The sequence below is a fragment of the Deltaproteobacteria bacterium genome (genome assembly GCA_016178705.1).
GTDB lineage: Bacteria > Desulfobacterota > Binatia > HRBIN30 > JACQVA1 > JACOST01.
The window spans coordinates 1-15,253 of the sequence record JACOST010000026.1 but is presented as its reverse complement, the minus strand read 5'-3'; the positions used below and the strand labels follow the sequence as shown (position 1 = coordinate 15,253).

Here is a 15,253-nt window from a genome sequence, read left to right as displayed (position 1 = left end):
GAAGGCGATGAACTGCGCCATCCCCTGCTCCGCCAGCACCTTCGTGATCGCCGCCGTCAGCGTCGTCTTGCCGTGATCGATGTGCCCAATCGTCCCCACGTTACAGTGCGGCTTCTTGCGCTCGAATTTCTGCTTCGCCATGGTCCTCCTCCGTTACGCTCTGGGTCGCTCTTCCGACCCCAGCGCCCGCGCAGTGATCTCGTCAGAAACGGTCTGCGGCACCGGTTCGTAATGCGACGGCTGCATGGTGTACGTCGCCCGTCCCTGCGTCATGGACCGCAGGTCAGTCGAGTACCCGAACATCTCCTTGAGCGGGACTTGCGCGGCGACCACTTGCGCACCGCCACGCGCATCCATGCCTTGGATGCGGCCGCGGCGTCCGCTGATATCACCCACCACCGACCCGAGGAAGTCTTCCGGCACGACCACTTCAACCGACATGATCGGTTCGAGAAGCACCGGGCTCGCTCGCTCGACCGCTTCCTTGAAGCAGATCGATGAGCAGACTTTGAACGCCATCTCGTTCGAGTCGACTTCGTGGTACGAGCCGTCCAAGAGACTAACCTTCACATCGACGACCTGGTAGCCGGCGAGCACGCCGCGATCGAGCGCGTCACGCACTCCCTTCTCAACGGCGGGGATATACTCGCGCGGCACGGTCCCGCCTCTAACTGCATCGACAAACTCGAAGCCCGTGCCCGCCGGTTGGGGCTCGACGCGCAGGATGACGTGGGCGTACTGGCCACGTCCACCGGTTTGCCGCACGTGCTTGTACTCGCGCTCGACTTTCTTGCGTACCGTTTCTTTGTACGCCACCTGCGGCTTACCAACGCTCGCATCGACTTTGAATTCGCGCAGCAACCGGTCGACGATGATCTCCAAGTGCAGCTCGCCCATGCCGGCGATGATCGTCTGCCCGGTCTCGGTATCGCTGCTGACGCGGAACGAAGGATCTTCGGTCGCGAGCCGTTGCAGGGAGACCCCGAGTCTTTCCTGATCGGCTTTGGTCTTCGGCTCGATCGCGATGTGGATCACCGGCTCAGGGAACTCGATTGATTCGAGCACCACGGGATGCTTCTCGTCAGCCAGCGTATCGCCGGTCGTCGTGTCGCGCAGGCCGACCGCGGCGGCGATGTCGCCGGCGTAGACCTCTTTGATCTCTTCACGCTTGTTCGCGTGCATCTTGAGGAGACGCCCGACGCGCTCCTTCTTACCCTTGCTCGCGTTGAACACGTACGAGCCCGAGGTCATCACGCCGGAGTACACGCGAAAAAAGGTCAGGCTGCCGACGAAGGGGTCGGTCATGATCTTGAACGCGAGCGCCGCAAACGGCGCCGCGTCGTCCGCGGGGCGCTCTTCCATCTGGCCACTGTCGGGATTCGTGCCCTCGAGTGGAGGGACATCAAGCGGCGACGGTAAGTAGTCGACGACCGAATCGAGCAGCAGCTGCACGCCCTTGTTTTTGAAGGCGGTCCCGCAGATCACGGGAATGATCTTGATCGCGAGGGTGGCCTCACGCACGGCCTTGCGGATCTCACTCTCGGTGATTTCCTTGCCCTCGAGAAATTTCTCCAGCAATACTTCATCGGTATCGGCGACGGCTTCCAGCAACGTCTCGCGATATTTCTCGGCGGACTCGCGCAGATCCTCGGGGATCTCGTCAGTGCGATAGCGGGCGCCGAGGCTATCGTCGTCCCACAAGATCGCCTTCATCGAGACCAAATCGATCACGCCGCGGAAGTGCTCTTCGTTGCCGATCGGTAGCTGCAGCGGCACGGCGTTGGCCTTGAGGCGATCGCGAATCATCGCAACGCCGCGGAAGAAGTCAGCACCCACGCGATCCATCTTGTTGATGAACGCGATGCGCGGCACGCGGTACTTGTCGGCCTGGCGCCACACGGTTTCCGACTGCGGCTCGACGCCGCCCACGGAGCAGAACACGGCCACGGCGCCGTCGAGCACGCGCAGCGATCGCTCCACCTCGATGGTGAAGTCGACGTGCCCCGGCGTATCGATGATGTTGACACGATGATCCCGCCAGAAGCAGGTGGTGGCGGCCGACGTGATGGTGATGCCGCGCTCCTGTTCTTGCACCATCCAGTCCATCGTGGCAGTGCCGTCGTGGACTTCACCGATCTTATAGTTGATCCCGGTGTAGTACAGGATCCGCTCCGTCGTGGTGGTCTTGCCCGCATCGATGTGGGCCATGATCCCGATGTTGCGGGTCCGGTCGAGTGGAACTTGCCGTGGCATATCTTCAGACAGCGCGAGCGGCTCCCGCGAAGGAGCCGCCCGCGCCGCATCTCCTCAATTCGTCCTTACCTACCAGCGATAGTGTGCGAAGGCCTTGTTTGCCTCCGCCATGCGGTGCGTGTCTTCTTTTTTCTTGATCGCGCCGCCGCGCCCGTTGGCAGCATCCAGAATCTCGCCCGCCAACCGTTCCGCCATCGACTTCTCGCCCCGCGACCGCGCATTCTGTACCAGCCATCGCATGCCGAGGGAGAGCCGCCGATTCGGCCGCACTTCAGACGGAACCTGATACGTGGCGCCGCCAACCCGCCGCGACCGCACTTCCACCACCGGCTTCACGTTGTCGAGCGCGCGCTTGAAAATACCGAGCGCGTCTTCCTTCGCCCGTGCCGTCACCAGGTCGAAGCTGCCGTACAGGATCTGCTCGGCGGTGCTCTTCTTGCCGCGCTCCATCATCGAATTGATGAATTTGGCCACGGTTCGATCATGATATTTCGGGTCGGGTAAAACTTCCCGACGACGTACTTCGCCTTTGCGCGGCATAATCTACACTACGCTACGAGCCCAGCCAGCCTACTTGGGCCGTTTGGCTCCGTACTTCGAGCGCCCTTGTCTTCGGTCCTGAACTCCAATCGAATCCAGAGTCCCGCGAATGATGTGATACCGCACACCCGGCAGATCCTTCACGCGACCGCCGCGCAACAGCACGACTGAATGCTCCTGCAGATTGTGGCCAATACCGGGGATATACGTGGTGACCTCGATGCCGTTGGTCAAGCGCACGCGGGCGACCTTCCGCAAGGCCGAGTTCGGCTTCTTCGGCGTCTGCGTATAGACGCGCGTACACACGCCGCGCTTTTGCGGCGAGCGCTGCAGGGCGGGCGCAGCAACCTTACGCCGCTGCTTGGCGCGCCCATGCTTCACTAATTGGTTAATCGTCGGCATCAGTCCCCAGTTATTCCGCGTCCAGTCGTTTGAAAGAAGAGCGAGACAATAGGCAAAGCGCTCCCACCTGTCAAGGTCACCCCTGGCTCGCTTCCGCAACGACAGGGGCGGCCTCTTCATCGGCGACCCCTTCCGGCTGCTCGGCGACCAACTCCATACGGCCATACGATAGCAAACCCGTCCCTGCTGGTATCAGCCGACCCATGATGACGTTCTCCTTGAGGCCCACGAGGTGATCGACCTTACCGTTGATCGCCGCTTCGGTCAGCACCTTGGTGGTCTCTTGGAACGACGCGGCCGAGATGAAGCTCTCAGTCGAGAGACTGGCCTTGGTGATTCCGAGCAGCAGCGGCTCAGCAATGGCCGGCTCACCGCCACCCTCCAGGACCGTTGCGTTGGCTTCCTCGAAGCGCCACTTCTCAACCTGGTCGCCGATCAAGAAATCGCTATCGCCGACCTCCTTGATCCGCACGCGGCGCAACATCTGCCGCACGATCACTTCGATGTGCTTGTCGTTGATCCGCACGCCCTGCAGGCGATAGATCTCCTGCACTTCGTCGACCAAATACTTGGCGAGCGCCTTCTCGCCGAGGATGGTCAAGATGTCGTGCGGATTGGAGGAGCCATCCATCAACGCCTCACCGGCACGCACGGCGTCGCCTTCGTGCACGCTGATGTGCTTGCCTTTCGGGATCAGATACTCGCGCGGCTCGCCGACTTCCGGGGTCACCACCACCTTGCGCTTGCCCTTGGTGTCCTTGCCGAAGGAAACGATCCCGTCGATCTCACTGATGACCGCAAACTCCTTCGGCTTGCGGGCCTCGAAGAGTTCCGCCACGCGGGGCAGACCGCCGGTGATGTCCTTGGTCTTGGTGGTCTCGCGGGGGATCTTCGCGATCACGTCGCCCGCATTCATCTTCTGTCCTTCGCTGACGTGGATGTGCGCCCCCACCGGCAGCTGGTACCGTGCGACCGCCTCCGAACCCGGCAACTTGATGGTGTGCCCCTGTTCGTCTTTGATCGACACGCGCGGGCGCTTGTCGAGATCCTTACAATCGATGATGACCTTGGTCGACAATCCGGTACGCTCGTCGACCTTCTCTTCCATGGTGACCGTGTCGACCAAGTCGCCGAACTTCACGGTGCCACTCACTTCGGTGAGGATCGGCAGCGTGTAGGGATCCCACTCGGCGAGCAAATCGCCGCTCTTCACCCGCGTGCCATCCTTCTTCTTCAGCTTGGCGCCATAGACGATGCGATAACGCTCGCGCTCGCGTTCGCGACCGGGCTCGGGCATCTCGATGACCGCCACTTCACCGTTGCGATTCATCACCACCAAGTCGCCCTCTCGGTTGGTGACCGTCGACAAATTGATGAACTTCAGGAAACCGTCGTTGCGCGCTTCGAGCGTTGTTTGTTCGGCCCGCCGGCTGGCGGTGCCGCCGATATGGAAGGTCCGCATGGTCAACTGCGTGCCCGGCTCGCCGATCGATTGGGCGGCAATGACACCGATGGCCTCGCCGAGGTTGACCATGTGGCCGCGCGCGAGATCACGCCCGTAGCAGCGGACGCATACGCCGCGACGCGACTGACAGGTCAACACCGACCGGATCTTCACCCGTTCGAGTCCGGAGTCCTCGATCGCCTTGACTTTGGCCTCGTCGATTTCCTCGGTCGTGCGCACGAGCAAATCATTGGAGAACGGGTCGCGAATGTCTTCGAGCGCGACGCGCCCGAGCACGCGATCGCCGAGGCCCTCGATGATCTCACCCCCTTCGACCAGTGGGGAAATCTCGATGCCGTCGATGCTGCCGCAGTCCTGTTCGGTGATGATCGAGTCCTGCGCCACATCCACGAGACGCCGCGTGAGATAGCCGGAATTGGCCGTCTTCAAGGCGGTGTCGGCCAAACCCTTGCGGGCGCCGTGGGTCGAAATGAAGTATTGCAGCACCGTCAACCCCTCGCGGAAGTTCGCGGTGATGGGCGTCTCGATGATTTCGCCCGACGGCTTGGCCATCAGGCCGCGCATGCCAGCGAGCTGGCGGATCTGTTGCGCGCTTCCGCGCGCGCCCGAGTCGGCCATCATGAAGATCGGGTTGAAGCTGGGGATGCTGTGCTTCTGACCCTTCTCGTCGGTGATCACCTGCGTGCCGAGGCCGCGCAGCATCTCGTCGGCGATCCGATCGGTGACCTCCGCCCAGATGTCCACGACTTTGTTGTAGCGTTCACCGTCAGTGATCAGCCCCTTGTTATACTGCTCCTCGATCTCGCGCACTTCGCCGTTGGCCTCGTCGAGCAGCTTGGCCTTGTTGGCCGGGATCATCATGTTGCCGATGCAGATCGAGATGCCCGCACGCGTCGCGTAGTCGTAGCCAAGATCCTTGAGCTTGTCGGCGAAGATGACCGTGGCCTTGTTGCCGGAGTGCCGGTACGCCAGATCGATCAATCCGGCCAACTCTTTGCGCTTCATCACGCAGTTGACTTCCTTGAAGGTGATCTCCGGCGGCACGATCTCGTAGAGCAGCACGCGTCCGACCGTGGTTTCCAGGCGCTCGCCATTGAGCCGCACGTTGACGGGGGCCTGCAGATCGACTTCGCCCTGATCATAGGCGATGCGTACTTCCTCAAAGCTGGAGAAGCGCTTCCCCGCACCCTTCGCCGTGCCAAGCTCTCGCGTCATGTAGTAGAGGCCGAGCACAATGTCCTGAGTCGGCTCGATGATCGGCCGGCCGTTGGCGGGCGACAGGATGTTATTGGTCGACATCATCAGTGCGCGGGCTTCGACCTGCGCTTCGACCGACAGCGGCACATGGACCGCCATCTGGTCGCCGTCGAAGTCGGCGTTGTAGGCCTTGCACACCAGCGGATGGAGTTGGATCGCCTTCCCTTCGATCAGGATCGGCTCGAAGGCCTGGATGCCCAAGCGGTGCAATGTCGGCGCACGATTGAGCAACACCGGGTGCTCGCGAATAACCTCGTCGAGGATGTCCCACACTTCGGGACCCTCCTTCTCGACCATCTTCTTCGCGCTCTTGATGGTGGTGACAAAGCCGCGTTCTTCGAGCTTGTTGTAGATGAAGGGCTTGAACAGTTCGAGCGCCATTTTCTTCGGCAAGCCGCATTGGTGCAAGCGCAGTTCCGGACCGACCACGATCACGGAACGACCGGAGTAGTCGACGCGCTTGCCGAGTAGGTTTTGGCGGAAGCGGCCGGTCTTGCCCTTGAGCATATCGGAGAGCGATTTGAGCGGGCGCTTGTTCGGACCGGTGATGGCGCGGCCCCGGCGGCCATTGTCGAACAGCGCGTCCACGGCCTCCTGCAGCATGCGCTTCTCGTTTCGGATGATGATGTCGGGTGCGTTCAACTCCATCAACCGCTTCAGCCGATTGTTGCGATTGATCACGCGGCGGTAGAGATCGTTGAGATCGGAGGTGGCGAACCGTCCGCCATCGAGTGGCACGAGCGGACGGAGGTCCGGCGGAATCACCGGGATGACCTCCAAGATCATCCACTCGGGTCGATTACCCGACTGGCGGAAGGCATTCATCACCTTGAGGCGTTTGGCGAGTTTCTTCCGCTTGGCCTCGCTGGTGGCCTCGCGCATTTCAATCCGCAACTCGTCGGAGGTTTTGTCGACTTCGATGTCCTTGAGCAGCTTGCGAATCGCCTCGGCGCCCATCTCGGCGGCGAAGCCTTCACCGAATTCCTCGCGCGCCTTGCGGCAGCGCTGCTCACTGAGCAGTTCTTTGTACTGCAGCGGGGTCTTCCCGGGCTCGGTGACCACGTAGGACTCGAAGTACAGCACCTTCTCGAGTTCCTTCAGCGTCATATCGAGTAAAGTACCGATGCGGCTGGGCAGGCTCTTGAGGAACCAGATGTGGGCGACCGGCGTCGCGAGATCGATGTGCCCCATGCGTTCGCGTCGGACCTTCGATTGAATGACCTCGACGCCGCACTTCTCGCACACCACCCCGCGATGGCGCATGCGCTTGTACTTGCCGCAGTTGCACTCGTAATCCTTGGTTGGGCCAAAGATCTTGGCGCAGAACAGGCCGTCGCGCTCCGGCTTGAAGGTCCGGTAGTTGATGGTTTCTGGTTTGCGCACTTCGCCGTGCGACCACGAGCGAATCTTGTCGGGCGAGGCCAGCCCGATGCGCATGGCGTTGAAGCTGAGCGGATTCTTCGGCTTCTCGAAGAGTGTGAAGAGATCTTCCATTAAACTCTCCTCCTGCGTCTCAAGCGCCCTTAGGACGCCTGCTCCGACTTCTCCTCGACCAACTCGATATCCAAGGCGAGGCTCTGGAGTTCCTTCACCATGACGTTGAAGGACTCCGGCAATCCGGGCTCGAGGATATTCTCGCCCTTCACGATCGCCTCATACATGCGGGTGCGGCCGGCGACGTCGTCCGACTTGACCGTCAACATTTCCTGCAGGCTGTACGCCGCCCCGTAAGATTCGAGTGCCCACACTTCCATTTCACCCAAACGCTGGCCGCCAAACTGTGCCTTGCCGCCCAACGGCTGCTGGGTGACCAGGGAGTACGGCCCAGTGGAACGCGCGTGGATCTTGTCGTCCACGAGGTGATGCAGCTTCATCATATACATGACACCGACCGTCACGGCCTGCGCGAAAGCCTCGCCGGTGCGTCCATCGCGTAAGCGGGTTTGGCCCGAGTCCGGCAAGCCGGCGCGATTGAGGAGACCAAAGATCTCGCTCTCCGAGGCGCCATCGAACACCGGTGAGGCGACATGAACGCCGGTGCGGGACTTCTGCGCCAGCTTGACGATATCCTCGTCCTTCAGCTCGTCGACGAATTCGGTGACATCCTTGCCATAAAATTCCTTCAGCTTGCGGCGCAACGACGACGCGCTCGGCTGGCCGTTTTCAAATTCCTCGTTGATGTGCGCCCCGAGCGCGAGGGCCGCCCATCCCAAGTGGGTCTCGAGGATCTGACCGACGTTCATACGTGAGGGCACCCCGAGCGGGTTGAGCACGATATCCACCGGCGCGCCGTCGTCCATGTACGGCATGTCTTCTTCCGGCAGGATGCGCGACAGCACGCCCTTGTTGCCGTGGCGGCCGGCCATCTTGTCGCCGACCTGTAACTTGCGTTTGATGGCCACGAACACCTTGACCATCTTGATGACCCCAGGGGGCAGCTCGTCGCCACTCTTCAATCGATCGATCTTCTCTTGGAAGGCCATGCGGATGAGCGCCTGCTGTTCCTGCATGGCCTCGACCACTCGGCTGAGTTCGTCCTCGGCCTTTTCGTCGCCGATCTTGATCTCGCCCCAGAGCGCGGTCGGGATCTCTTCGAGGTCCTCCGTCGTGATCTCGTGCCCCTTCTGGAGCAACACCTTGCGCTGATCGTCCGTCAAACGTGTCGAGGTGGTATTGCCCACCAGCAGCTTCTTGACTTTGCGCATCGTCGATTCCTTGATGATGCGCTGTTCGTCCTGCTGATCCTTCTTGAGCTTGGCCACCGCCTCATCTTCGATGAGCCGGCTCCGTTCGTCCTTCGACACGCCCTTGCGGGAAAATACGCGGGCGTTGATGACGATGCCCTCCACACCCGGCGGTACCTTCAGTGAGGTGTCGCGCACCTCGCCGGCCTTCTCGCCGAAGATCGCCCGCAACAGCTTCTCTTCCGGGGACAGTTGGGTCTCGCCCTTTGGCGTGATCTTGCCGACGAGGATATCGGTTGGGCGAACTTCGGCGCCGATGCGGATGATGCCGCTCTCATCGAGATCCTTGAGCGCCTCTTCACCGACGTTCGGTATGTCGCGGGTGATTTCCTCCGGCCCCAGCTTGGTGTCGCGCGCGACGCATTCGAACTCCTCGATATGAACCGACGTGAAGTAATCGCTCCGCACCACACGCTCACTGATGAGGATCGCGTCTTCGAAGTTGTAGCCGCCCCACGGCATGAACGCGACGCGGATATTGCGACCGAGCGCCAATTCGCCCATTTCGGTCGACGCGCCGTCGCCGATCACGTCGCCGGCCGTCACGCGATCGCCTTCCATCACGATCGGGCGCTGATTGATGCAGGTGTTCTGGTTCGAGCGCTGGTACTTCGTGAGGTTGTAGATGTCGACGCCTGCATCGCGACCGGATCCGCTCGGTTTGTCGGCCTTGACGACGATGCGGGTGGCGTCGACGCTCTCGACTACGCCGTCGCGCTTGGCAACGACGGTGACGCCGGAATCGCGCGCGACCACGCGCTCCATGCCCGTGCCCACCAGCGGCGCATCCGTACGCAAAAGCGGCACCGCCTGGCGTTGCATGTTCGAGCCCATCAGCGCGCGGTTGGCATCGTCGTTCTCCAAGAACGGAATCAGCGACGCCGCGACGCTCACCAACTGGTTCGGCGAGACGTCCATGAATTCGACTTGATCCGGCCGCACCATGGTGAACTCGCCGCCGATACGGGCTGAGACCAAATCGGCGGTGAAATTGCCCTTGGCATCGATGGGCGCATTGGCCTGGGCAATGACGTGGTCCTCTTCCTCCAACGCGGAGAGATAGCGGATGCGATCGGTCACGCGGCCATTCTCGGCCTCGCGGTACGGGGTCTCGACGAACCCGAACTCGTTGACCCGAGCGTACGTCGATAGCGATGCGATCAATCCGATGTTCGGACCTTCCGGTGTTTCGATCGGACACACCCGTCCGTAGTGCGTCGGGTGGACGTCACGCACTTCGAAACCGGCGCGCTCGCGCGTCAAGCCGCCGGGTCCGAGGGCTGACAGCCGCCGCTTGTGCGTGATTTCCGATAGCGGATTGGTCTGATCCATGAACTGCGATAGCTGGCTCGATCCGAAGAACTCTTTGACGACTGCCGACACCGGCTTGTAGTTGATGAGTTCCTGCGGCATCAACGTTTCGATGTCCTGCAGACTCATGCGTTCCTTGATTGCCCGCTCCATGCGAACCAAGCCGATACGGTACTGGTTCTCAACCAACTCACCGACCGCGCGGACGCGCCGGTTGCCGAGGTGATCGATGTCGTCAATCGTGCCGTTGCCGTTCTTCAGCTCGATGAGGTAGCGCACCACCTCGAGGATATCCTCGCGTCGGAGCGTACCCTGATCGAGCGGCACGTTGATCTTGAGCTTGTGATTCAGCTTGAGGCGCCCGACGCGCGAGAGATCGTAGCGCTCCGGGTTGAAGAACAGATTGTTGAAGAACGTGGTCGCCGTCTCCACCGTCGGCGGATCGCCGGGGCGCAGGCGCTTGTAGATCTCGATGATCGCCTCGTCGGGCGAAACGATCTTGTCCTGCAGCAAGGTGTCGCGCAGCGATGACCCGATGTGGGTGTCGTCGAGGAAGAGCACCTGGATTTCACTGATGCCCCGTTCGCGTAGACGGTCGAGCCGGTCGGTGGTGAGCTCCTGGTTGCATTCGATCAGCACTTCGCCGGTTTTGGGATCGGCAACGTCGTGCGCGGAGATACGGCCGATCACCTCTTCGAGCGTGATCGGAATCTCCTTAACGCCGGCGGCTTCGAGCTGTTTGAGGGCGCCCTTCGTAATCTTGCGCCCTTCCTTCACGATCAGCTCGTTGCTCGGGGAGCGGATATCGCGCGAGGCCTTCACCCCGACCAGCTGATCGGCCTTGAAGATCTTCGCGACTCGCTTCGAGTCGATCATGACCGTGTCGGTCTTGTAGAAATAGTTGAGCAGATCCTCGGTGGTCATCCCAAGGGCCCGCAGCAACACCGTGGCGTGGAACTTACGGCGCCGGTCGATGCGGACGTAGAGGATGTCGCGCGGGTCGAATTCGAAATCGATCCACGACCCGCGGTACGGAATGATGCGGGCCGAGTAGAGCAGCTTGCCGCTTGCGTGGGTCTTCCCTTTGTCGTGATCGAAGAAGACGCCGGGTGAGCGGTGCAACTGGCTCACGATCACGCGCTCGGTGCCGTTGACCATGAAGGTGCCGTTGTCGGTCATCAGCGGGATTTCCCCGAAGTAGACCTCTTGCTCCTTCACGTTCTTGATCGAGCGCGCGCCGGTGGTCGGATCGACTTCCCAGATCACCAACTGAATGGTGACCTTGTGCGGAGCGGCGTAGGTCATGCCGCGCTCGTGGCACTCATCAACCGAGTACTTGGGCTCGCCGAGGGAAAAGTTGACGAACTCGAGCGAGGCGGTCTCGTTGAAGTCCTTGATCGGGAACACCGATTTGAAGACGCCCTGCAGACCCATGTCGCGCCGTTCGCTCGGCGGAACGTTGCGCTGCAGGAACTCTTCGTACGACCGCTTCTGAATCTCGATCAGGTTGGGGATTTCGACAATCTTTTTGATCTTGCCGAAGTTCCGCCGAAACCGAACGTTGCTCGCGACCTGTGAACTCATTGCGACTCCTCTACTGTTGAACTCGGAGTTGCGTCGTTACTTGAGTTCGGCCGTTCCACCCGCCTCTTCGATCTTCTTCTTCATTTCCTCGGCTTGCGCCTTGTTGACGCCCTCCTTGACGGGCTTGGGGGCACCGTCGACGAGGTCCTTGGCTTCCTTCAGCCCGAGGCTGGTGAGTTCGCGGATCACCTTGATGACCTGGATCTTCTTGTCCCCCGCGCCGGTCAGCACGACGGTAAACTCGTCCTGCTCGGCCGCAGCAGCGGGCGCGGCACCACCGGCCGCAGCCGGACCGGCCATCATCATCGGCGCAGCGGCGGCTTCAATGCCGTAGTTGTCCTTCAAGTAGTCGCCCAGCTCCTGGGCCTTGAGCAGGGTTAGGGCGACAATCTTGTCGCCAATGTCTTTGACTTCGTTCGACCATTCACGTGCTTCGGCCATGTTCTCCTCCGTATCGCTTTCTTTAAGATGCCTGTTTACGTTACTCAGCCGCCACCGCAACCGCGCCCGCTTCGTTTTGCTTCTGTTTCACCAGTGACTCGATCGCGCCGGCAATGCGGCTCGCCGGGTGCTTCATCGCCGCAACGACGCGGGCCCCCGGGGCCTGGGTCATGGCGACGACGCGCGCTCGCAGCACGTCGATCGACGGCATACTCGCCAGCGCCTTGACTTGCTCGACCACCATCGACTGCCCTTCGAGCGCGCCACCCTTGATCGCCAGCGCGTCGTTGGACTCCTCCACGAATTTGACCAACGCCTTGGTGACCGCCACCGGATCCGCGTAGCCAAACACAAGGCTGGTCGGTCCCTGGAGCAGCGACTCCAACTTGCCGTACGTCGTCTCTTTCAGCGCCAGCCGGGCGAGCGTGTTCTTCGGCACCTTGTACTCACCACCGGCCGCGCGGATGGCACGCCGCAGCTTGGTGGCCTGCGCAACCGTCAGCTTCTTCGGAATGGCCACCAAGGTCACCGCCGCGCGCTGGAACCGCTGCTGCAATTGCGTGACCGCTTCGGATTTTTCTTCGCGATTCACGACTGCCTCCTTATACCAGGGTGCGCACGGCCAGTGGATCAACCTTGATACCCGGGCTCATGGTTGCCGACACCGCCACACTGATCAGATAGTTGCCCTTGGCCGCCGCGGGTTTGGCCTTGATCAAGCTCGCGATCAAGGTCGAGGCGTTCTCGGTCAAGCGCTCGGCGCCGAACGATCGCTTGCCGATAGGTACCTGGACGATCCCGGCCTTCTCGACACGGAATTCAACCTTGCCACCCTTCAATTCGGTGACGGCCTTGGCCACATCAAAGGTGACCGTCCCCACTTTCGGGTTGGGCATCAATCCGCGCGGGCCGAGGATCTTGCCGATGCGACCTACCAATCCCATCATGTCTGGGGTCGCAATCGCTTTGTCGAATTCGAGCCAGCCCTCTTCCTGGATTTTCTTCACCAGATCTTCGCCGCCGACGACATCGGCGCCCGCTTCGCGGGCTTCGCGTTCCTTGTCACCCTTGGCAAAGACGGCGATTCGCACGGTCTTCCCAGTGCCGTGGGGAAGCACAACGGTACCGCGCACATTTTGGTCCGCTTGGCGCGGATCAACGCCGAGGCGAACAGCCAACTCGACTGTTTCGTCGAACTTTGGCGCCGGACACTGAGTGAGCAGTTGCAGCGCATCGGCGAGTGGATATCGCTTGGTGCGATCAACCAATTTCATCCCTGCGGCGAGGCGCTTTCCTTGTCGAGCCATGGCTGTTCCTTCCTACTCTACGACATCCAGTCCCATGCTGCGGGCGGCGCCTTCGACCGTCCGCATGGCAGCTTCAATACTCTCGGCGGTCAGATCTACCATTTTGAGCTGGGCGATTTCGCGCACCTGCGCTCGGGTGACTTTGCCGACCTTCTTCTTGTTCGGCTCGCCGGAACCCTTTTCGATGCCGGCGGCGCGCTTCAACAGGATCGCAGCCGGTGGGGTTTTGAGGATGAAGGTGAACGACCGGTCCGCATAGACGGTGATAATCACTGGAATGACCAGACCCGCTTGCGCTTGGGTCTGGGCGTTGAACGCCTTACAAAACTCCATGATGTTGACGCCGCGCTGGCCGAGCGCCGGACCCACCGGGGGGCTCGGGTTGGCCTGCCCGGCCGGGATTTGCAGCTTCACTTCCGCAATGACTTTTTTCGCCACCGTTTATTCTCCGTTAGTCCGCACCGCGCTCAGGCCTTCTCAACCTGCACGAAATCGAGTTCGACCGGCGTGGCGCGGCCGAAGATGCTGATGAGCACCCGCAGCTTGCCCTTGTCGGGTTTCACTTCTTCTACCACGCCGTTGAAATCCTGAAATGGACCGTCGATGACCTTCACGCTCTCGCCGCTTTCGAACAACACCTTCGGTTTGGCCCGCAGTGCGCCTTCGGCCATCTGCTGGGTAATCTCGCGCACTTCGGACTCGCTGATCGCCGCCGGCTCGGTCGCCCCGCCCACGAAGCCAGTCACCTTCGGCGTGCCTTTGACGATGTGCCAGGTCTCGTCGTTGAGATCCATGTTGACCAGCATGTAGCCCGGAAAAAACTTCCGCGACGAAGTTTTCTTACGACCCTTAACCAGCTCGACCACTTTCTCCGCCGGCACCAAAACCTCGCCGAAAAAGTCCTGCTTGTTCATCGAGCGGACCCGCTCTTCGAGCGCGGCCTTGGCCTTCTGCTCGTAGCCGGAATAGGTGTGCACAACGTACCACTGCTTCGCCATAGACTGGTTCACCTGCCCAAGACGAAGTGGACTACTTGGGAGACCACGAAGTCGACAAATCCCAAGTAGAGCGCAATGGCCACCGTGATGGCGATGACCACCCCGGTCGCAGCCGTCGTCTCCTTACGTGATGGCCAATGAACCTTGCGCAGCTCCACGCCCACTTCCTGAAGGAAGTTGATGGAGCGGGGAACGGCTTCACGGGCCTTTTCAATCTGCTCTTGCAGCGCCATGGCTTTTCATTCTCGACGAGCGGGTCAGGCAGGGCTCGAACCTGCAACCCCCGGATTTGGAGTCCGGTGCTCTACCAATTAGAGCTACTGACCCGACACGACACCGCCGCGGGGCAGCGCGGTGAAGCACCACCCCGTGCGTCGTCCGTCCTCACGTCAGACCTTGCTCTCCTTGTGAAGGGTGTGTGACCGACACGCGGGGCAGAACTTGCGCAGCGCCAGCTTCTCGGTCGTTTTTTTCTTGTTCTTCGTACCTGTGTAGTTGCGCCGCTTGCACCCGTCGCATTGAAAACTGATGAGGTCCCGCATGGCCGTCCTTCCTTATGCCAGGATCTTGGTGACGACGCCAGCACCGACGGTGCGGCCGCCTTCGCGGATGGCGAAGCGCAGCCCTTCGTCCATCGCAATCGGCATGATCAGTTCAATCGCCAGCTTCACGTTGTCCCCCGGCATCACCATCTCGGTCCCCGCCGGCAGCGTCGCCACTCCCGTCACGTCCGTGGTCCGAAAGTAGAACTGCGGCCGATACCCGTTGAAAAACGGTGTGTGCCGCCCGCCCTCTTCCTTCGTCAACACGTACGCCTCGGCCTCGAACTTGGTGTGCGGCGTGATACTCCCCGGCTTCGCCAACACCTGCCCGCGCTCGATCTCCTCGCGCTTGGTCCCGCGCAGCAGACACCCCACGTTGTCGCCCGCTTGCCCCTCGTCGAGGATCTTG

14 protein-coding genes and 1 tRNA gene are annotated in these 15,253 nt (G+C 61.3%); all 15 read right to left on the bottom strand.

Annotated features, from left to right (window positions below):
* Positions 1-141: elongation factor Tu (tuf, locus tag HYR72_16700; GenBank protein MBI1816619.1), on the bottom strand; the 141-nt coding region annotated here is incomplete at its 3' end.
* A gap of 12 nt (positions 142-153) precedes the next feature.
* Positions 154-2,253, bottom strand: coding sequence for an elongation factor G (gene fusA / locus HYR72_16695; protein MBI1816618.1), 2,100 nt, complete (start codon positions 2,251-2,253; stop codon positions 154-156).
* Positions 2,254-2,322: 69 nt separating this feature from the next.
* Positions 2,323-2,793 carry a 30S ribosomal protein S7 gene (gene rpsG / locus HYR72_16690; GenBank protein ID MBI1816617.1) on the bottom strand — a complete coding sequence of 157 codons (471 nt, stop codon included), beginning with the start codon at positions 2,791-2,793 and terminating at the stop codon, positions 2,323-2,325.
* A gap of 30 nt (positions 2,794-2,823) precedes the next feature.
* The gene (locus HYR72_16685) at positions 2,824-3,195 is read right to left on the bottom strand and encodes a 30S ribosomal protein S12 (GenBank protein ID MBI1816616.1); all 372 of its coding nucleotides are present in this window, start codon (positions 3,193-3,195) and stop codon (positions 2,824-2,826) included.
* Between the two features lie 76 nt (positions 3,196-3,271).
* Positions 3,272-7,411 (bottom strand): DNA-directed RNA polymerase subunit beta', encoded by a 4,140-nt coding sequence (rpoC, locus tag HYR72_16680; protein ID MBI1816615.1) that lies wholly within the window; start codon positions 7,409-7,411, stop codon positions 3,272-3,274.
* A 29-nt stretch (positions 7,412-7,440) separates the two neighbouring features.
* The gene (gene rpoB / locus HYR72_16675; protein MBI1816614.1) at positions 7,441-11,556 is read right to left on the bottom strand and encodes a DNA-directed RNA polymerase subunit beta; all 4,116 of its coding nucleotides are present in this window, start codon (positions 11,554-11,556) and stop codon (positions 7,441-7,443) included.
* Positions 11,557-11,592: 36 nt separating this feature from the next.
* Positions 11,593-11,997: a 50S ribosomal protein L7/L12 gene (gene rplL / locus HYR72_16670; protein ID MBI1816613.1), complete on the bottom strand. Its 405-nt coding sequence runs from the start codon at positions 11,995-11,997 to the stop codon at positions 11,593-11,595.
* Positions 11,998-12,037: 40 nt separating this feature from the next.
* Entirely contained in the window at positions 12,038-12,589 is a 552-nt protein-coding gene (locus tag HYR72_16665) for a 50S ribosomal protein L10 (GenBank protein MBI1816612.1), read from the bottom strand.
* Positions 12,590-12,599: 10 nt separating this feature from the next.
* A complete protein-coding gene (locus HYR72_16660) occupies positions 12,600-13,304 on the bottom strand; it encodes a 50S ribosomal protein L1 (protein MBI1816611.1) in 705 nt (234 codons plus the stop codon).
* Between the two features lie 12 nt (positions 13,305-13,316).
* The gene (gene rplK, locus HYR72_16655; protein ID MBI1816610.1) at positions 13,317-13,742 is read right to left on the bottom strand and encodes a 50S ribosomal protein L11; all 426 of its coding nucleotides are present in this window, start codon (positions 13,740-13,742) and stop codon (positions 13,317-13,319) included.
* Positions 13,743-13,771: 29 nt separating this feature from the next.
* A complete protein-coding gene (gene nusG, locus HYR72_16650; GenBank protein ID MBI1816609.1) occupies positions 13,772-14,302 on the bottom strand; it encodes a transcription termination/antitermination protein NusG in 531 nt (176 codons plus the stop codon).
* Between the two features lie 8 nt (positions 14,303-14,310).
* Positions 14,311-14,535 carry a preprotein translocase subunit SecE gene (secE, locus tag HYR72_16645; protein ID MBI1816608.1) on the bottom strand — a complete coding sequence of 75 codons (225 nt, stop codon included), beginning with the start codon at positions 14,533-14,535 and terminating at the stop codon, positions 14,311-14,313.
* A gap of 20 nt (positions 14,536-14,555) precedes the next feature.
* Positions 14,556-14,629 (bottom strand) — tRNA-Trp (locus tag HYR72_16640).
* A 62-nt stretch (positions 14,630-14,691) separates the two neighbouring features.
* On the bottom strand, positions 14,692-14,844 hold the full coding sequence (gene rpmG / locus HYR72_16635; GenBank protein ID MBI1816607.1) for a 50S ribosomal protein L33: 153 nt from the start codon (positions 14,842-14,844) through the stop codon (positions 14,692-14,694).
* Between the two features lie 12 nt (positions 14,845-14,856).
* Positions 14,857-15,253 (bottom strand): elongation factor Tu (tuf, locus tag HYR72_16630; GenBank protein ID MBI1816606.1); only part of this gene is annotated, 397 nt, incomplete at its 5' end.